Below are 18,487 nucleotides of genomic sequence, written 5' to 3'. Positions count from 1 at the left end.
GACGGCTACGGCATCCTCAGTCCGGGTTGTTGTCCTTGCGCACCGGCCGCCGCGTTTCCGCATCATGAATCGCCTGGTCGGTCTGGCCGGGTCGCTGCTTGGCCGCTTCATCCTGCTTGCGGTCCTGCTGGCTTTCCTTGACGCCTTCCTGCTGGGTCTTCTGCTTCTCGTCGCTGGTCATGATCGGTACTCATCGGGGGATGCCGCCACGCTAACGTGGCGATCGTGAGCTACGGGTCAGGACCGCGTTGGCGCTGCGTGCGCACTCAATCCAGCTTCACCACCAGCTTGCCGAAGTTGCGTCCCTTGAGCAGCCCGAAGAACGCATCCGGCGCGTTGGCCAACCCTTCGACGACGTCTTCGCGGTACTGCACCTGGCCATCCTGCAGCCACTGGCTCATGTCGACCAGGAACTGCGGGAACAGCGCGTTGAAGTCGGACTGGATGAAGCCACGCACGGTCAGCCGCTGGCGCAGCACCTGACTCATGAAGCCCGGCAGCCGATCCGGCCCCGGCAACACCGCGCCGCGCGCGTTGTAGGTGGCAATGGTGCCGCACACCGGAATACGCGCGAAGTCGTTGAGCAGTGGCGCGACCGCGTCGAAGACATGCCCTCCCACGTTCTCGAAGTACACATCGATGCCGTCGGGCACCGCGGCCTGCAGCTGCGCGGCGAAGTTCTCGGCGCGATGGTCCAGCGCCACATCGAAACCCAGCGTTTCCAGATACTGTCGCTTCTGCTCGCCACCGGCGATGCCCACCGTGCGCGCGCCGCGCAGTTTTGCAATCTGCCCGACCGTCGCCCCGACCGGCCCGCTGGCCGCGGCCACCACCAGGGTTTCGCCCGGTTGCAGCCGACCGATTTCCTGCAGGCCGGCATACGCGGTGAAACCCGGCATGCCGTAGACACCGAGCGCGGTGCTGATCGGCAGGCCCGTCTCGTGCAGCCGCCGGGCGATGCTCTCGCCCTCCACCACCGCATGGGTCTGCCAGTTGCCGCCAGCGACCACGTGCTCGCCGACGGCGACCTCCGGGTGGTTGGAGGCGATCACCTCCGACACCGTGCGCCCCTCCATCACCGCATCCAGCGCCACAGGCGGTGCGTACGACGGGCCTTCCTCCATGCGGCCGCGCATGTACGGGTCCAGTGACAGGTAGCGGTTGCGCAGCAGGACCTGTCCCGGGGCCAACGCTGGAACGGCCGCCTGCTCCCAGCGGAAATTGGCCGCCACCGGTTCGCCCTGCGGGCGCGAAGCGAGAACGATGCGGGTGTTGGTGAGAGCATTCATCGGCGGACGACTCCAGACAGCGTGATCAGGAGCCCTGACAGTAAGCGCTGTGGCGGCACGGCGGCGTCGGGGTAAGACAGCGTTCCACCGGTGAGCGCGGGCACGACGTCCCGCGCGCCTTGCGCGACGGTGATCGATGTACCCGGTGATGCCACAGCATTCCATCGGCGGCACCGGATCACATCGGATCACATCGGGTTGGCCCGGACCTGCGCCGTGGCGCATCATCGCAGGATGACATCGCCCCTCCTCCACGTCCGTCAGCGCGTTCGTCGCTACTTGCTCCCGGTGCTGATGTCGGCCACCCCCCTCTTCGGCCTGGCGTGTTGGGCAGTACTGGCGACAGAGCCCGGCTGCCTCGCCGCGCAGGGGCACTGGTCAGGCGCCGGCCAGTGCTACACGCGTCTGTGCCTGCTGCAGGGCGACTGCGGGCAGCCGGCATCGCCAATTCAAGGCTGCCCGCACCTGCAGCCGGGCGACACGCGCGGCAAGGTGTATTTCCATCTTGGCAATCCACTGCCGGGTGCTGCGGCCGTGGCGGACTGGCCTGCCGACAAGGTGGGCGACGGCAGGATCCAGGCGCGTTTCGACGGTGATCGGCTGCTCAGCCTGGCCTGCCCGGTCGCGGACTAGTCCACCGGCCAAACGTCCCCGTTCAAGCGAACGGCATCACCCATCGCCACCGGTGCGCGGCAGCGCGTGCGGGCATGGCCGGACGTCATCAGGGTCAAGGCAACTCGGCGACACGCCGCGAGGGTCACCTGGATCGTCGCCACTGTAACGGGCTGACGCCCATTTCGACCCGGAACATGTAATTGAAGGCGGACGCGGACGCATACCCCAGGTCGTGCGCGATCCGTGTCGGCGAGCGCCCTTGCGCCAGCCACTCGATCGCGCGCAGCAACCGCAGGCGCGTGCGCCATGCGCGCACTGTCATGCCGGTCTCGCGCTCGAAGTGGCGCGCCAGCGTGCGCGTGGACGGACCCAGGTGCGCCGCCCACGCCGCCATGTCCCGATCATCGTCTGGATGGTCGTACAGCGCCTGGCACCAGTGCTGCAAGCGCTCGTCCTGCGGCCATGGCAGGTGCCGCGCGTGTCGCGTCTGCCGACGCAACTGGGTGGCGATCACCGCGCACAGGCTGGCGTAGTAGCCGGAATCATCCTCGGCCCGGATGCCGTCGAGTTCGATGATCAGGGCGCGCAGCAGCGCCGATACTTCAAGCACCGTGCATTCCGCAGGCATGTCCGCGGCGACGTCGATGCCAACGTACAGATTGCGGAACGCCGCAGCGCTCAACGCGCGGGTGTGATGCAGGGTTCCGCCCGGCACCCACAGGGCCTGCTGCGGCGTGATCACATACCGCGCGTTCGCCGCCGTCACCTGCAGCACGCCTTCGGTAGCGAAGGCCAGCTGGTGCCAGGCGTGCACATGCGGCGGAAAATGCTCGCCGGCCGCCATCTGCCGACTGTGCGTGACCACCGGCCAAGGCAGTGCGCGCAGCGGTGGCACCGTGAGTTCACGACCGCCGGGAGGCGCCGCAGAGGGGCGGGATTGTCGTCTGGTCGACATAGGCGGTCATTCTATCGAAAGACAGTGACACCCGGATCGCCGAGGATCAGCGGACCCCTGCCCGCCCCGGTATCCAATGACTGCCCCGCCCATCCCCACCGAACGGCATCCCTGGCAGGTCATCGCCGCCGGTATCTGCGCCTTGGTCCTCACCGTGGGACTGGCCCGGTTCGCCTACACGCCCCTGCTGCCGCTGATGCGCGTCGATGCCGGGCTTAGCGCCGCCCAGGGCGGCTGGCTGGCCACCTTCAACTACCTGGGCTATCTGCTGGGCACGCTGCTGGTGGCGCGGGTGGGCGACATGCGGCAGAAATTCCACATGTACCGGGCCGGACTGCTGCTGGCCGTCGCGGCCACCGCGCTGATGGGCGTCACCCCCCACCTCTGGCTGTGGAGCGTGCTGCGCTTCCTCGCCGGGCTGTCCAGCACCGCCGGGCTGCTGCTCGCCTCCGGGCTGGTGCTCAACTGGCTGCTGGCCCACCAGCGGCGGCCCCGGCTGGGCCTGCATTTCGCCGGGCTGGGGCTGGGCATCGCGGTGTCGGGCCTGGCCACGGCGATGATGGCCGGCCATGCCGATTCCAGCGGGCAATGGCGTTGGCTGGGCCTGCTGGGGCTGCTGTTCCTGGTACCCGCCTGGTACTGGATGCCCGCGCCGGTCGCCGCGTCCGCGCGCTCCGTCGCCGACGCGCCGCCGCCCCCCGGACCGCGCTGGCGACGCCTGCTGGTYGCCGCGTACTTCTGCGCCGGTTTCGGGTTCGTGGTCAGCGCCACCTTCATCGTGGCCATCCTCGAGCAGACCGCCGCCTTCCACGGGCATGGCAGCGCGGTGTGGGTGCTGGTGGGACTGGCGGCGGTCCCCTCCACCTTCGGCTGGGACTGGCTGGCGGCACGGCTCGGCATGATCCGCGCCCTGATGCTGGCCTTCGCCCTGCAGGCGGTTTCGTTCATGCTGCCCCTGCTGGACGATGGACTGGCTGCCGGGCTGGGCAGTGCGCTGCTGTTCGGACTGACCTTCGCCGGAATCGTGAGCCTGACCCTTACCGTGGTCGGTCGGCACTACCCGCACAACCCGGCCAAGGCGATGGCCACCCTGACCCTGAGTTACGGCGTGGCGCAGATCGTGGCACCTGCGCTCGCCGGCACCCTGGCGCGCGACAGCGGCTCCTACCAGGCATCGCTGCTGCTGGCGGCGGTGATCATGGTGATCGGCATCGTGCTGCTGTGGTGCATGCCGGACGACACGCAGTGAGTCGCGCGCGCCCGGGCACGTGCTGAACCGATGTTCATGCGCGCAACGGTGGTGCGCAGCCACGTTGGATCAAGCACTTGCCGCTGTCGGCGCGAGGCCTGGCAACAAATGTGAAATTTTTTTCGCGAAACGCTTGCCGAACGCTGCATACCTCCGTATTATTCGCGTCCTCGCCAGCGGCAACGCAGCGATGAAGTGGCCGAGTAGCTCAGTTGGTAGAGCAGGGGATTGAAAATCCCCGTGTCGGCGGTTCGATTCCGTCCTCGGCCACCATAATTCAAGGGCTCGCAGCAATGCGGGCCCTTTTTCTTTTTCCGCTTGCACGGAATTTGTACGGATTGCCCCTACGCGCCGGCTCCCCTCTCATAGCGGCGAGCGCGCCCGACACGCATACAATCGCCATACCTCGTATGCGTAGGTTGTATGACCGATGCTGCTCTATAAATTTAAGTCAGCGCAAAACGCTCGTTACGCGCTGGACATCGCGATCCATCAGCGTCTGTATTGCGCCAGATACTCCGATCTTAACGACCCCTTCGAAGGCCAGTACCGCGCTCTGATCGGCGACCCTAGCCGTGGCTTCGGATCACTCTTCAGTCACGGCTTCGGACACCAGGTCAGCAGAGTCGCTTACTTTGAATTGGCAAAGAGTCCGCTAGACGGTCCGTCGAGGGTCTGCAGCCTTTCGGCGGAGTGGCAAGACGTCCGGATGTGGGCACATTACGCTGATAGCTCTCAAGGCTTGGCCTTCGAATTTGAAATCGATCCGGCCGAGCCCGAGCTGCACCAGGTAGCCTACGTTGACGCCCTTCCGAAGCTCAACTTCGGCCTGCTAGGTCTTCCAAACACAATTGATGCCCTGACCTGTAAGTCAACACACTGGCGATACGAGTCAGAGTGGAGGTTCATTTCGGACCGTGAGTACATCGAACTGCCAGGGCAGCTCCGGAGAATCCTTCTTGGCAGTCGCATATCGGCCGAGTTCCGGGACGCAGTGTTAGAGCTTTCCGCCCCGGGGATAGACGTACATATGGTCGGTTTAGATCCTAGGGGTATCAGCATGGCGATAGGAGCGCGCCTGTCGCGTCATCCAAGGTGAGCCTTACCATGTCAAGGTCGCGGAAGATCAACAAAAACAACGACTAAGCCGATCCCCCGCGATCAATTGCGATCTTGTGAAATCAGTCACTTAGCGGACGCGTGGGGTCAGTTTGGGGTCAGTCACAGGGAGGGGCATCTCATATGCGGCAAGGCAAACGGCGCCCGGTGTGCCGAAGCTGTGCCACCGGCGCCGCTTCAGGCAGCCAACACCACGGACTTCAGTAGCCTAGCAAGCTCACTGCCTCGGCGCGCCAGGCGGCCAGCAACACCGTCTTCCTTCATGGACCGATGGCAAAGCCCATCTTTAGCCACCGGCCGACGCTCTATCAACGGCTCAGCGAAATTCGGTCGCCTGTCGCCGAAACACTCCCGACCCAGACGTCGCGATCCCTTGGCCACAGGGCAGCGTAGATATCTCCAGAGGAGTTGGTAAGGACAATCGTCGGGCCTTGCATATCCCAGCGGCTGACCTTCCAGAGGTCAGGACAACCCGTAGAGGTGCTGGCGAAATAGCCGCCGAAGTAAGGACTGGCGGTCAGGCGCACCGTGCAGAGGAAGGGCCCGTTGGCCGCATTGATGCGGTACGTGCCGTCCATCTGTTCGGGCTTGGGGCGAGAGGGTCGATGCTTGGACCAGCGCGGCTGATCGTCGGCGTTGTCATCGTTGTCCGGGCCGAAGCCCACCCCGAAGCCCTTGTTGTCAGACGACTTGGTCTCGTTGCTTTTGATCCAGGCCTTCATCTCCGGCGAACTTTCATCAGAGATGTCGGTCTGAGCGCCCGAATCCATCCCCGAGCTGGTAGTGATCGTGGAGCTTGTGGACTCGCTCTGCGTGCTTTGGTTGATGGACCCCGTGTTGTCGACCTGAGCCAACGCGGGGAAAGCCAGGACAAGGGCAAAGACGAAAAGAAGAGCGCTGCGCATGTCGAGGACTCCGGTTCAGTTGGATTGATCGGATGGAGGATCTACATCGCAGCCGGTTCCGTGGCACCCGATCCAGTTGCCTTGGGTGTCAAAGTTCGGGTTGCCCTGTTTGTCGAACGAAGCCCGGGTGTCGATGCCATCCGCGCCGCGGTCCTTGAGGGGGGCCACCAGACATCCCTCACCGTGACAGCCGTCGTACCCACCGTGCGCGTAGCTGTGTGTGTCTGATCGGTAGTTGGAGTGATGCTCGCTCTGGGCCGACGACGCAAGCACTGCTCCTAGCACCGAACCCAAAGTCAGGAGCCCGGCATCCCTGCCGCGGTCGTCGTAACGGCGGCTTCCCTTGTCATAGGTGCCGTCGCGGCCGTGGTGGTAGCCACCCACGTCGGCGAACACTCCGGAGCAACCTTCGTCCACCCAGATGCGGTGGGTCCTCGGGTTGAAACCCCAGGTTCGATTCAAGATACAGGAGCTGCCTGAGATCTGATGGATCAGCTGCGGCGCGCGCAACGGTGCACGGCATTCGCTGTACTGGTAGCCAACAGAGTGGCACTCCACTGTTGTGGCCCCGTTCTGCGCTAGAGCCGTAGGGACGCCCCACACTGTCAGCGCCAGCCCCGCTACCCAAGCAAGACAACCACGATCCGAACCTTTCATTGCGATCACTCCCCGATAGCTAACGAAACCTTCTGAAACCGCAACATGCCCTAAACGGGCCTATCTTGCCTGTTCCTTTTCGTCGCCCCTCTCACGACCCCTTCACCCAACGCCGCCTGCCCCCACCCCGCTTGCGGGCGACGTGCCATAGCCGATGTATCAAGCGGCCCTCCATCAGTCCATCAGGGCCTAGGGATCATCAGGAGCAGATCACCGAGGCGGTGCGCCATAGGCCTTGAGCTCTGGCGCGGCCGGCCATGAGCCCAGCTTCAGCGCTTCACGCAGCCGTCGTTCCTGCTGCAACTGAGCGGCCGAGCGCTTCGGCTGCGCGCTTTCTTCCGGCTTGGCCGTCAGCTGCTGCACGGCCTGTCGCAGCGGCACCCCGCCAAAATCCGGGCCGCGCACCACCGCTCGGCGTACCGCTTGCCCTGGTCGATGCTGGCCGCCCGGACCTGCTTGTCCTGCCAGAGTTTCCTGCAGGCCAAGGTCACGCGGATGCCATCGGAGCATGGCTGCACGCTGGCGATCTGACGGCTCCCCCACCACAGGCTCCGGTGGGCACCGTGCTGCACCCAGCCTTGTGGCCGTGGCGCGATCATGAATTCGGTGTAGTCGCAGGGAGGGAGCATGGCGCGCAGGATACGGGCCGGGATCTCAGATTCCGCGACTGGCTGTAATCGCCCTGCGAAGGTCTCAGCGCGCTGCTGGCCCAGGCTCCCTGGGCTGAGCGGACAATGGCCCGGGATCCGGGGGCGCGCTGACCCGGCGCCGGAGGTTGGGGGGCGCGCGCCGAGTGTGTGCATGGAAGCGCAACCTCGACGGGGCCTCCGGCCCTAGGCCGCCAGCAAGTCCTTGCTGAGAAACACTCGACGCGTCCCAGCAGGTTGGCACGGTATCTCGCCGAACACCCGCCAACCCTGCTTCACGTAGAAATCCGGCGCTTGGAAGCTGATCGTGTACAAAAGGCCGGAACAGCACCCCCGCCGCCTGGCTTCGTCCTCCGCAGCAGCGAGAATGCGCGAGCCAAGGTCATGGCCACGCAGTTCCGCGGGGAGGTAGAACAGGTCAACGAACAACATCCCCAATGATGTCCGGCCAGTCAAACCACCTAGCACTTTGCCAGTTTCCGGATCGGTGGCCAGAACCGCCAGCTCGCGCCGGTCGGCGTAACCGGCGGCATCTAAATTGAAACGGTCCAACCCGCTGGCAATCAGATCCAGCGACTCTGCGCTAGGCGAGTCCGTGATGGAGATATCGAGCTGCATTCTTTGTTTGGCTCTAGCAGTGTTGGGGCACTGAATCCTAGCAAATCCAAGCTATTCCTTAGCGCCGGCCGCCACGCCACGCCGCAAGTCGTATACAAACCAGCTTCTTGCAGCGCTTCCTATCCCGATCAGGACGGCGCGAAGATCTTCCGTCGTAAATGCGCCCTCATAGCATTCCCCGCCGTACGCTCGTGCCTTGGCTAGCGGCGAATCGTTCGCCCCCTCTATTCAAGGCTCACCGATGCCAAACACCGGCCTGTTCTACCTATACGAGGTGGTCGGCAATCCCAGTCAGGCGACCCAAACGAGCTGCTCGGCTATCGAATCTGTCCGCGCTGAGTGTCTCGCATGTCACCACGTGTTTTGGGCCACCGAAGCCCCAGCGCTTATCAACATCTCTGGTGGCGGAGCTGCACTCATCTGCCCGAAAGGCGACAGCCGGCAGGCTATTTCTGGGGCCAGATTTGCTGACTTCGTGGCACGGTTCCCAGTAGGCAACTACGGTGAGGCCAGCACCGATAGCACCGCCGCGGCCGCACGGCCCGAACTGCCAGCGGACAAGGCCTAGAGGCTCTGCTTATGTGCGGCCGATTCGTCCAGACCCCGATCCGAGATGCCGCCAGCCTGGGCTTCCCCCAGCTGGCGGGCGATCTACTGTCGATGCCCGCCAGCTACAACTTGGCGCCGACACAGCGCGCGGCGGTGGTACTGGACCGCGGCGATGGACTGCAGCTGCAGCTCCTGGCTTGGGTCCTACTTCCCTTCTGGGCCAAGGCCAAGAAGCTGCAGGGCTCGACCATCAATGCCCGCATCGAGACAGTGGCCACCAAGCCAGCGTTTCGCTCGGCCTTCAAGAGGCATCGGTGCCTGATCCCCATGGCCGGGTACTACGAGTGGTCGGTCAACGCCGAGGACGGGAAGAAGGGTCCGTGGTTCATCCACGCGGCGACGCCGCTGTGGGCCGCCGGCCTGTGGGAGGACAGCAGCCCCCTGCTCAACCCCGACAACCTCGGCACCTTCACCGTGATCACCGGCGACAGCAGCGGCGTGTCTGCAGATATCCATGACCGCATGCCGGTGTGGTTGGATCCCAGCCAAGCCAGCGAGTGGATCACCGCATCACCCGATGACGCCATGGCGATGCTGCTGGCCAGCGAGTCGCCTGCTATGGAGGCATACCGTGTCAGCCGAGCGGTAAACACTCCTCGAAACAACAGCAATCAACTGCTGCAGGCGATGGATTGATCTCCTGCGATGCGTCCCGGTGTGTAAAGGGCGCCCAGCATGAGATGCGTCAGTGGACCTCCCACGCACGTCGATACTCCGTAACAATTTGCCCGATCCTTCGGTGAGTAATCACCCCCTCCGAATTCAGATACGGACAACCGTCTTCGCCAAATGCCCTAAATAGGTCCGTCATAAGATCCGAAACTAAAGGGCCCAACCCATCGACTGAAGTGCCAAGGGCTTCATACGGCAAGGGACCCATAACGAGCATGTTCTCATCAATTGGCTGAGTGTCCGTAAAATATCCTTCGGAGTGTTCGTAATAGAGTGTTTTTGCTGCAGTATTCACATAGCTCAGCACGACAAAACCTGGACCTTCAACGCCAGCGACGCCAAGAGCAATGGCAACCTGAGGCAGAATGTCGAACAGTTTGATCGTCGTGTCCATACTCATAAGTGAGACATAGTCTTTCTGCGACCAAGCCTCCCAAGAAACCTCGACAGTCCCATTTCTAAAGAACTGAATATATGGCCGAGCAGCAACCGAGCCCATCCCAGACCGACTGGCCACCATGCCACTGTAGTTGAATCTATTATTAAGAATCGATCCTGAAATGCGAACGATGTGATTCCTTAGGACTGACAGGTCAGGCCTACCAGAACCTTGGAAAGAAGACCGGGGAATAACGTGAATTGTCGCAATGGCACCACCGGATGTTTTAGCCAAGTGCTTCGTCCGCTCCTTCATCCACAAATCCACCCTCGTTTCGACGGAAGACCTGAGTGCGAACGAGTCGAACAATTGCTGATAGCTCATATCAACATTCCTTGTTCCCGCCCTAATCGTGAATCTCTGCCACTCTGCCAATGAAGCTTGATAGGGGCCTCCGTACTGAGATGGCACGTCGACGACAATCACTGTTCCCTGGCTAGTGTGAACCGGTTGCACCACCAGACCGTTGACCCTAGGAAACACCTTTCCAAGCAGCTGCGTCTGCATCCAAAGTGAAAGGCTGTCAGCGCCTTCAACGACATCAACAAGCTTGTCCGCGCGACCCTGTCCATCTTCTTTAATGCCGTAGACGATTCGACCTCCGCGAGCATTCGCGAAACCAGCCACGTCCATGAGAAGCGATCGAATTCCGTTGTCGTCTTTGGACGGAGGCTTCGCCTTAAAATCTAAGATCTGACTCTCCGGCTCTCTGTCAGCCAACAGTCCCTTGACCCAATTCTCATCCATCTTCAACCCTCCGCCGGCCACAGCGGGATACTAGTCTTGGATTAACGCCCTGACAATAAAAACTGCGATTCGGATAGAACTGGAGCTATACAGCAACCTCGCTCAAAGGAAGATTTGGAGCAACCTCAACGACGCGCCCCCCTCTCGCCCACACGTTGTATGGGATAGCGCCACCCAACACCCCAATAGCTCGCATCTGCGCGCCATCGTAGGTCGTCAGACTGCTGGTGCCGTCGGCGTTATAGGCGGTGACCGTCGCCAGCAGCCGCGGGCTGGCGCTGACCAGCCCGGCGAATTCGTCCCACAGTTCAGTCCGCATCGCTGTAGTGCCTCTCCAGGGTAATGGTCTGCTCGACCACGGCTGCGTTGTCACCGATCCGCGCCTCGGTCCGCACCGAGGTGCAGACGCCATGCCAAGTGCCCTCCTCGCCCACGACCTCGATGAGGTCCAGCGGCAGGATCCGGCCAACCTCACCGGGGCGCAGCGGCCCGGCGAACAGGGGCATCACCAGGTCGATTGCAGCCTGCTCGCCGCGATCGGCCAAGATGTTGCGCCCACGCTCGGCGGCGACCGCGCTGGTGTTGGTCAAAGGGCTGCTTACCTGCTGGGCGAACAGCTGGCCGGCCTCGCCGGCGCGGCGCACCTTGCAGGTGATACCCTTGCCTGCCAGCTCACCGGTGGCATTCGTGCGTGGCAGTGCATCGAGTGAATCCTAAACCGCTCGCCACGCACACTGCGCACGTCCACCGCAACGCATTCCAGCAGCCGATCATGGATCGGCTCTACCCTCATGCGGCGGCATCGACACAGTCTTCCCGTCACGCGGGGCGAATGACAAAAACTTCACACCCTGCCCCGCTGCCGCCCCTAAGCTCCTTCGATCCGCCTGGAGTGCCGTCGATGCGTCTGCGTAGCCCGTGTCTCGTCCTGCCTCTGCTGCTTGCTACGGCCGCCGCATGGGCGACGCCGCCGGTGACGTCGGTGCCCACGCTGGACATGGGCCGCTACGCCGGCCAGTGGCACGAGATCGCGCACCTGCCGGTGTCGTTCCAGAAGAAGTGTGTGGGGGACATCACCGCCACCTACAGTCTGCGCGGCGATGGCCGCATCAGCGTGCACAACGTCTGCCGCATCGACGATGGCACGCGCATCGCCGCCGACGGCGTGGCGCGACCGGTCGAAGGCCATCCGGGGCAGTTGCAGGTGCGCTTCGTGCCGGACTGGCTGGCATGGGCACCGCTGGTGTGGGCCGACTACTGGGTGATCGCGCTGGACCCGGAGTACCAGTGGGCATTGGTCGGCGACCCGGACCGCAAGTACCTGTGGATCCTGTCGCGCTCGCCGAGCATGGACCGCGCCCTGTTCGCGCAGATCAAAGCGCAGGCCGAAGCGGTGGGCTACGACCTGGCGCCGCTGCGGGTGATGGCGCCGCTGGATTGAGCGGCACCACCGCTTTGCCCTACTCCTTGGCCTTGCTGCGGTAATCCAGCGGCGGCGCGGTGCGCTCCAGCAACGGCACATAGCGGAAACCGGCGCCACGTCGGCGTTCGAATTCCTGCCTGGCCTGCGCCACCGTCTGCGGTGACTGCAGCAGCGTCACCGCGGTCAGCGCGAGCACGCGCGCGGCATTGAGCGCGCCCTTCGCACCGATCGGCGCCCCCGAGGCGGCCACCGCCTGCCAGCTGTGTGCCGGTGTACCCGGGACCCAGGTGGCGGTACTCAGACCAACCGTCGGCACATTCCAGCTGACATCGCCGACATCGGTGGACGCCCCACCGGCCTGCTCGGCGCTGTAGGGCTCCAGGGATGCGGCGCTTTCCAGCGCAGGGCGCTGCTGCAGGCTTTGCTGCAGTTGCTGCGCGAACGCGGTATCGGCAGCGTCGTAGATCACGCCACCCACCTGCTGCAGCGAACGCTGCATGACCTGGCCCAACACATCGTTGGGCAGCAGCGAGTACACCCCACCGGTAGGCTCGAATGTCGCCTCGGTGCCGGTGCCCATCGCCGCGCCGCGCGCGGCCAGGTGCAGGCGCGCGATCACATCGCGCACCACGGCCGGATCGACGTGGCGCACGTAGTAATAGGCTTCGGCCGCGTCGGGCACCACGTTGGGGGCCGCACCGCCATTGCTGATCACGTAATGGATGCGCGTGCCGTCGGGCACGTGCTCGCGCATCATGTTGGCCATGTGGTTGAGCGCCTCCACCCCATCGAGCGCCGAACGTCCGCGATCCGGCGCGAGCGCGGCATGCGCTGCGATGCCCTTGAAGCGGAATTTACCGCTGATGTTGGCCAGGCTGGTGCCTTGGGCGGCAGAGTTGGCCGAGGCCGGGTGCCAGTGCAGGGCCACGTCGACGTCGTCAAACAGACCCGCACGGGTCAGGTAGACCTTGCCACTTCCGCCCTCCTCGGCGGGGGTGCCGTACACGCGGATCTCGCCGTCGCTGCCGCTGGCCTTCAGCCACTGCGCCACGGCCTGCGCGGCACCGACCACGGCCGCACCGAACAGGTTGTGGCCGCACGCCTGCCCGGCGTCCTGTCCATCGATCGGGCTGCGTGTCGGCACGGCTGCCTGGGCCATGCCCGGCAGCGCATCCATCTCGGCCAGCAGCGCGATCACCTGGCCCTTGCCACGATGCCCGTAACGGGCGACGAATGCGGTCGGCATGCCGGCGACGCCCGCTTCGATGCGGAAGCCGGCCTTGCGCAGCTCCTGCTGCAGCAGCGCGGAGGACTGCGTTTCCTGGTAGCCCAGCTCCGGCGTCGCCCACAGTGCGCGGCCCACCTCGGCCTGCCGGCCCGCGTAGGCATCCACGGCTGCCAGCACGCGGTCCGGTGCGTCTGCAGCGACTGCAGGCATGGCCAGCGCCGTGGCCATCAGCGCCAGCACGAAGCGCGCGCGCAGGCGCAGAGGATCAGTAGAAGCGGACATTGTCGATCTCGAACCAGATCTTCGCGCCGGCCGAGCCGGTGCCGGAGAACACCAGCTGTTGCACGTCGTTACCGCGCCACGTCGGCAGCGGCCCCTTCGCGCGATACGGCGGCTGGCCCTGCAGCGCAGTGAACGGAATTTCCAGCGTCTGCCAGCCACCGCTGGCAGCGACCGGCGCGATCCAGCGACGGCCGCCCAGTCCACGCGCCTCCAGCGTCAGCGTCGCATCGCCGCGTACATCCACGCGCACGCCCCGCCAGCCGCGCAGGTCCACCGGCGCCACCGAGCCACGGCTCAGCGGCAGGATCACCGCCGCATACGCATCATCCTTGCTGGACAGCTTGGCCTGCATCGACAACGCCTTGCCGCCCTGCTCGCGGTCGATCACCGTGGTGACCTGCACGGTGCGGTCGTTGCCGCCGTCGGCATCGTCGTTGCGCAGCGTATCCAGCGCGGTGCGTTGATCGGCGCGCTCGACGTCATCGACCAGCGCCGCGATGCGCAGCGGCGGCAGCGATTCGGCGCGGTTGCCGGCAGGCAGCTTCACCCCCTTGCCCACCACCTGTCGACCGGCCACATACACCTGCTCGGTGTTGCGCACATCGCTGATGCGCTCCCACGGCCGCCCCTTGACCAGCAGCAGATCCGCGCGTTTGCCCACTTCGATGCGGCCGCGATCGTCCAGCGCCAGCGCTTCGGCGCTGGCACTGGTACCGGCAACCAGGGCTTCGCCGGGGGTCAGCCCGGCCTGCACGAACAGTTCCAGCTCGCGCAGGGTGGAGGCGCCGTGCGGCGTGCCGGTCATCCCGGCATCGGTACCCAGCACGATCGGAATGCCGGCATCGTGCAGTGTCTTGACGTTGCGCAGCGCATTGGCAAAGTTCGCCTCGCGCTGGCGGTAGGCCTCGGTGCCCGCACGGTCCTTGCCGCTACCATCCACGCGCTCGGGCAGGTACACCGCCAACGAGGGCGAATAGCGCGTGCCGTGCGCCTTCATCAATGCGATCAGCTCGGCATCGGCCGGGCCGTCCTGCACGCTGTGCGCCAACGCGTCCACGCCGGCCCGCGCGGCGGTCTTGCCGCGCTTGACCATCACCGTGTGGGTGAACACGCGCAGCTGCTGGCGGTGCGCCTCTTCCACGAGTGCGGCGAGGGTGTCCTCATCCATGCTGCTGTTGTCGGCGGCATTGGAATACCGCCAGCCGTCGGTGAAGGCCTTGATGAAGTCCGGCTTGTAGGCGGCCACCTGCTTGACCGCCGCCGTGGCCGATGCCGGCGAGTTGACCCAACGCGTGGTGTTCTCATCGCCCCAATCCGCGCCATGGCCGAGGGGCGTGCTCATTCGCGCGGCGAACTTCACATCCGGTGCGGCGATGCTGTGCAACCAGGCGCGGCGCGGTGCGTAGGCTTCAGGCGGCTGGTGGAAGTCGCTGACCGTGGTGACCCCGGCAGCGAGATAACGGTTGGCGATCTGCGGCAACGTCGATGGCTGCGCGTTCGGGGTCCAGTGGGTGTGCAGGTCGAACAACCCAGGCAACAGCGCCTGGCCCTTCGCATCGACCTGCCGGGTATGCGCCGGCGCCTTCAGGTCGGCCCCGATCGCGGCGATGCGACCGCCCTGCACCAGCACGCTGGCTGCATAGGGCGCGCGTCCGGTGCCATCGAAAACCATCGCATTGCGGATCAGCACGTCATCGTCGGCGGCACTGGCCACCTGCATCGCCTGACCACTGGCCAGCAGCAGGCCGGTCAACAGTGCCAGCCGACGTACGCGGCGCAGGGTGGACATCGAGGTCGGTTTCATGGGGCGTCCTGGTTCATTGCAGTGAGCGCGGCGCGCTGTAGGCGGCGTTGTGCGGTGCCCGCAGCCAGACATCGTTGCCCTCCTGCTCCACCGCCAGCCCCAGGCTGAGCGCGACGCTGCGCGCGAAACCGATCGGGTCGTTGGCCGAGTAAAGGCCGACGATGCGGCGGCTGCCGACCAGCGGGTCGTCGATCATGATGCGCACATCGCTGTAGCGCAGGAACTGCGCCGCCGCCACCGACAGCGTGTCGCCGTTGAAGGACAGCATCCCCTCGCGCCACGCCAGCTGGTGGTCCAGGTCATCGTGCTCGACGTTCTCGATGCGGATGCCGTGGGTGCGGTTGGCCAGCGCGCGGTGGTTGGCCAGCAGCCGGGTCGGTGCGATCGCGCCACTGGCATTGGCCACATCGACGATGCCCTCGCGCACCAGTACCTCCACCCCGCGTGTGCGCTGCTCGTTGAGGCTGACCGAGAAGCTGGTGCCCACGGCGGTCACGGCGGTATCGCGCGCCACCACCACGAAGGGGCGCGCGCGGTTCTTGGCGACATCGAACAGCGCCTCACCGCGCAGCAGGGTGATTTCGCGACGCTGCTCGGTGTAATGCACACGCACCGCCGCGCCCGAATCCAGGGTCACCGCCGAACCATCGGCCAGCGGCACGCGCAGGATCTCGCCCTTGCGGGTCAGGTGGTAATCACCGGCATCGCTGTGCTCATGCACGCCCAGCGCCAGCAGGCACAGGCTGGCGGCGAGCCCGAACGCCCATTGCAGGGGCGGTCGCGGCCGCGCTGCGCGGGTGGCGGGCGGTACGCGGTCGGCACTGCCCAGCGCGCGTGCGCGTCCGGTACGCGCATACACCGCGTGTGCCCGCGCGTAGGCGCCGAAGTGGCGGCGGTCGGCCTCCAGCCAGCGGTCGCGCTCGGCCAGCTCGGCCGGCTCCAGTGCACCGCGATCTTCGCGGGCCACCCAGCGGGCGGCCTGGTCATCGATCGGGTTTTCAGCGGCGCCTTGCATGGACGGCCTCCGTATTGTCCGTTTTCCCTGTGGACCCTGCATCACCCACATCCTGTTTCATCGACTCCATCAACAACCGAATACCCTTGCAAACGTGCTTTTCCACCGTGTTCTCACTGATCTGCATTCGCTCGGCGATCTCGCGTTGCGAGAAGCCTTCCACGCGCCGCAGGATGAAGGCCTGGCGGCACTTGTCCGGCAGCTGCGCGATCAGCGCGGTGACCTTGTTGAGTTCCTGGCGCGAAGACGCCAGCCGTTCCGGTGAAGCATCCTCACCGGTGATCGGCAGCCGATCAAAGTCGGCCACCATGTCCATCGATACCACCTGGGCGCGACGCAACTGTTGCAGCACCACCGATTGCGCCACCCGGTAGACGTAGGCACGCGGTTGCCGCACGTGCGACACGTCGGCGAGCGCCGCCAGGATCGCGTAGGTCTCCTGCACCACGTCGTCCACGTCCTGCGCCTGCGCCATGCGCCGCCGCAGCCAGTCGCGCAGGCCCCGCTCGTACGGCAGGACATGCTCGGCCAACCACAACGCCCGCTCTGCTGCCAATGTTGCGCCCATTCAAACTCCTGCTGCGCTGCCCGGCATTGGCCGGGCAGCGATGTAAGGATGAAACCGCGGATCAGAACGCCTTGGTCACGCTCGCATACCAGTAACGCGGGTAGGCCTGGTACACCGCCGAGGAATACCCGTAGCTGTCATCGGACACCGGCGGCCGCTTGTCGGCGATGTTGTTGGCGCCCAGCTTGACCGACACCCCGTTGAACACGCCCTCGCGGTTGAAATCGTACTTGACGAAGGCGTTGGCCAGGGTCTGCGACTTCACCGTCCAGGGCGTGCCATCGGCCAGGGTCAGGCTGGTTTCATGGTAGCTGCTGGCATAGCGCGCGCTCGCCCCGACGGTGATGTTCTGGTACCGCCAGGTGAGGTTGCCGCTCCATTTCCACTGCGGGTTGCCGCCGTCACCGATCAGGTCGCCGCCCCCGGTGATGGCGATCGAAGGATCGACCAGGCCGGTGGCCTTGGCGTCTTCCAGTGCCTGCAATGCCGGCGAACGATCGCGGTAGAACTCGATCAGGCGGGTGCCGTTGATGCCGATGTCGAAGCGGCCGACGCGGGTCTCCGGCGACGTCCACGCCATGCTGTAGTCCACCCCGCGCACGGTCTGCGGCTGCATGTTGACGTACTGGTCGGTGACATAGAGCACCTTGCCGGCCGGGTCCAGACCGGTGCCGGCGAAGCGGGCGATGTCATCGGCGGTCGGTGCGGCACGCACCACGTTGGCATTGCTGCCGCCCTGCTGGCGCAGCAGGTAGTCCAGGATCAGTCCGTTGCCTTCGCCGAACAGGCCGATGATGCCTTCCTGCGCGTACTTGTAGTAATCCACCGCGAAGGTGAAGCGGCCGAAGTCTTCCGGAATGAACTGCGGCTGGAACACGATGCCGGCGCTGGTGTTGGTCGAGGTTTCCGGCTTGAGGTCCGGGTTGCCCGATCGCCGCGCGGTGGTGGAGGAACGGTAGGTGGTGCCACAGGCGTTGATCGAGGCCAGCGCGCCGGAGCGCACATCGGCTTCGCACTGGATGTAATCGGTGCGCGTGTTGGAGCGGCTGACCACCGTGGCGTTGACCTGTTCCAGGTTCGGCGCGCGGAAGCCCTTGGCCCACGATGCCCGCACCGTCAGCCCGTCGACCACCGTCCAGCCCAGTGCCAGTTTCGGCTTGGTGACGTTGCCGAAATCGCTGTAGTGCTCGGCGCGACCGGCCACCTGCAGGTCCAGCGCGCGCACCAGCGGAATACCCATCTCACGCGATACCAGTGGCACCGAGAATTCGGCGAACAGGCCGGCGACGGTGCGCGAGCCTTCAGTGTCCGGGGTCGGGCTGACGCCGTACATGTCGCTGGGATAGGCGATGCCGGTGATGCGGTCGGTGTAGGTAAGGGTGCCGTCCACGCGGGCATCGCGGTCGTCGCGCTGGGTTTCGCGACGCACTTCCAGCCCGGTGGCCATGCCGACATCGCCGGCCCAGGTGCGGAACAGGTCCGGACGCGAAGCCTTGATGTCCCACAGGTACAGCTCGGTCTGGCTCTTGCGCGTGGCCTTGTAGAAGAAGCTGTCGAGCTTGCTGTAGTCGTTGCAGCCGCCGCAGAACGGGTTGTAGGCCGCCGACGTGGCATCGGCCAGCGCCTGCTGGAACAGGGTCATGCTG

19 protein-coding genes and 1 tRNA gene are annotated in these 18,487 nt (G+C 65.2%); 5 read left to right on the top strand and 15 right to left on the bottom strand.

Going from position 1 to position 18,487, the window contains the following annotated elements:
• Positions 1–16: 16 nt before the first annotated feature.
• Together AC1DR7_RS15765 and AC1DR7_RS15760 are read right to left on the bottom strand one after the other, a co-directional pair.
• Positions 17–181: a hypothetical protein gene (locus tag AC1DR7_RS15765; RefSeq protein WP_457320756.1), complete on the bottom strand. Its 165-nt coding sequence runs from the start codon at positions 179–181 to the stop codon at positions 17–19.
• Between the two features lie 85 nt (positions 182–266).
• Entirely contained in the window at positions 267–1,289 is a 1,023-nt protein-coding gene (locus tag AC1DR7_RS15760) for an NADP-dependent oxidoreductase (protein ID WP_457320754.1), read from the bottom strand.
• A 294-nt stretch (positions 1,290–1,583) separates the two neighbouring features.
• Between AC1DR7_RS15760 and AC1DR7_RS15755 the strand changes: the two genes are divergently transcribed.
• The gene (locus AC1DR7_RS15755; RefSeq protein ID WP_457320753.1) at positions 1,584–1,922 is read left to right on the top strand and encodes a hypothetical protein; all 339 of its coding nucleotides are present in this window, start codon (positions 1,584–1,586) and stop codon (positions 1,920–1,922) included.
• Between the two features lie 124 nt (positions 1,923–2,046).
• Here AC1DR7_RS15755 and AC1DR7_RS15750 read toward each other — a convergent pair whose 3' ends face one another.
• Positions 2,047–2,769, bottom strand: coding sequence for an AraC family transcriptional regulator (locus AC1DR7_RS15750; protein WP_457320751.1), 723 nt, complete (start codon positions 2,767–2,769; stop codon positions 2,047–2,049).
• A 166-nt stretch (positions 2,770–2,935) separates the two neighbouring features.
• Between AC1DR7_RS15750 and AC1DR7_RS15745 the strand changes: the two genes are divergently transcribed.
• Positions 2,936–4,108: a YbfB/YjiJ family MFS transporter gene (locus AC1DR7_RS15745; RefSeq protein ID WP_457320749.1), complete on the top strand. Its 1,173-nt coding sequence runs from the start codon at positions 2,936–2,938 to the stop codon at positions 4,106–4,108.
• A 197-nt stretch (positions 4,109–4,305) separates the two neighbouring features.
• Positions 4,306–4,381, top strand: a tRNA-Phe gene (locus AC1DR7_RS15740).
• A gap of 1,154 nt (positions 4,382–5,535) precedes the next feature.
• Here AC1DR7_RS15740 and AC1DR7_RS15735 read toward each other — a convergent pair.
• From AC1DR7_RS15735 to AC1DR7_RS15720, 4 genes are all read right to left on the bottom strand, one after another.
• On the bottom strand, positions 5,536–6,132 hold the full coding sequence (locus AC1DR7_RS15735; protein WP_457320590.1) for an AprI/Inh family metalloprotease inhibitor: 597 nt from the start codon (positions 6,130–6,132) through the stop codon (positions 5,536–5,538).
• A 15-nt stretch (positions 6,133–6,147) separates the two neighbouring features.
• Positions 6,148–6,789 carry a DUF3011 domain-containing protein gene (locus AC1DR7_RS15730; protein WP_457488917.1) on the bottom strand — a complete coding sequence of 214 codons (642 nt, stop codon included), beginning with the start codon at positions 6,787–6,789 and terminating at the stop codon, positions 6,148–6,150.
• A gap of 210 nt (positions 6,790–6,999) precedes the next feature.
• Positions 7,000–7,170, bottom strand: coding sequence for a hypothetical protein (locus AC1DR7_RS15725; RefSeq protein WP_457320588.1), 171 nt, complete (start codon positions 7,168–7,170; stop codon positions 7,000–7,002).
• Positions 7,171–7,622: 452 nt separating this feature from the next.
• Entirely contained in the window at positions 7,623–8,054 is a 432-nt protein-coding gene (locus tag AC1DR7_RS15720; RefSeq protein ID WP_457320586.1) for a GNAT family N-acetyltransferase, read from the bottom strand.
• Positions 8,055–8,633: 579 nt separating this feature from the next.
• On the opposite strand from AC1DR7_RS15720, the gene AC1DR7_RS15715 reads away from it, so the two are divergent.
• Positions 8,634–9,299, top strand: a complete 666-nt coding sequence (locus tag AC1DR7_RS15715) for an SOS response-associated peptidase (protein ID WP_457320584.1) — start codon at positions 8,634–8,636, stop codon at positions 9,297–9,299.
• 49 nt (positions 9,300–9,348) lie between these two features.
• Here AC1DR7_RS15715 and AC1DR7_RS15710 read toward each other — a convergent pair whose 3' ends face one another.
• The 3 genes from AC1DR7_RS15710 to AC1DR7_RS15700 all read right to left on the bottom strand — a co-directional run bounded on the left by AC1DR7_RS15710 (position 9,349) and on the right by AC1DR7_RS15700 (position 11,111).
• The gene (locus tag AC1DR7_RS15710) at positions 9,349–10,521 is read right to left on the bottom strand and encodes an AlbA family DNA-binding domain-containing protein (protein WP_478051511.1); all 1,173 of its coding nucleotides are present in this window, start codon (positions 10,519–10,521) and stop codon (positions 9,349–9,351) included.
• A gap of 85 nt (positions 10,522–10,606) precedes the next feature.
• Complete coding sequence (locus AC1DR7_RS15705) at positions 10,607–10,840, bottom strand: hypothetical protein (RefSeq protein WP_478051512.1); 234 nt, start codon at positions 10,838–10,840, stop codon at positions 10,607–10,609.
• A complete protein-coding gene (locus AC1DR7_RS15700) occupies positions 10,830–11,111 on the bottom strand; it encodes a hypothetical protein (RefSeq protein WP_478052741.1) in 282 nt (93 codons plus the stop codon). The genes AC1DR7_RS15705 and AC1DR7_RS15700 overlap by 11 nt, the downstream gene beginning before the upstream one ends.
• A 311-nt stretch (positions 11,112–11,422) precedes the next feature.
• On the opposite strand from AC1DR7_RS15700, the gene AC1DR7_RS15695 reads away from it, so the two are divergent.
• Entirely contained in the window at positions 11,423–11,962 is a 540-nt protein-coding gene (locus AC1DR7_RS15695; RefSeq protein ID WP_478051513.1) for a lipocalin family protein, read from the top strand.
• 19 nt (positions 11,963–11,981) lie between these two features.
• Here AC1DR7_RS15695 and AC1DR7_RS15690 read toward each other — a convergent pair whose 3' ends face one another.
• The 5 genes from AC1DR7_RS15690 to AC1DR7_RS15670 form a co-directional block, all read right to left on the bottom strand.
• Positions 11,982–13,454: an amidohydrolase gene (locus AC1DR7_RS15690; RefSeq protein WP_478051514.1), complete on the bottom strand. Its 1,473-nt coding sequence runs from the start codon at positions 13,452–13,454 to the stop codon at positions 11,982–11,984.
• Positions 13,438–15,258, bottom strand: a complete 1,821-nt coding sequence (locus AC1DR7_RS15685; protein ID WP_457320735.1) for an amidohydrolase family protein — start codon at positions 15,256–15,258, stop codon at positions 13,438–13,440. The genes AC1DR7_RS15690 and AC1DR7_RS15685 overlap by 17 nt, the downstream gene beginning before the upstream one ends.
• A gap of 13 nt (positions 15,259–15,271) precedes the next feature.
• A complete protein-coding gene (locus tag AC1DR7_RS15680; RefSeq protein ID WP_478052742.1) occupies positions 15,272–16,273 on the bottom strand; it encodes a FecR family protein in 1,002 nt (333 codons plus the stop codon).
• Positions 16,257–16,841 (bottom strand): RNA polymerase sigma factor, encoded by a 585-nt coding sequence (locus AC1DR7_RS15675; RefSeq protein ID WP_478051516.1) that lies wholly within the window; start codon positions 16,839–16,841, stop codon positions 16,257–16,259. The genes AC1DR7_RS15680 and AC1DR7_RS15675 overlap by 17 nt, the downstream gene beginning before the upstream one ends.
• Before the next feature lie 61 nt (positions 16,842–16,902).
• On the bottom strand, positions 16,903–18,487 hold a 1,585-nt coding region (locus tag AC1DR7_RS15670), incomplete at its 5' end, for a TonB-dependent receptor domain-containing protein (RefSeq protein WP_478076551.1).

The sequence above is a fragment of the Stenotrophomonas sp. P5_A9 genome (genome assembly GCF_056400525.1).
This window is presented reverse-complemented; position numbering and strand designations above follow the sequence as displayed.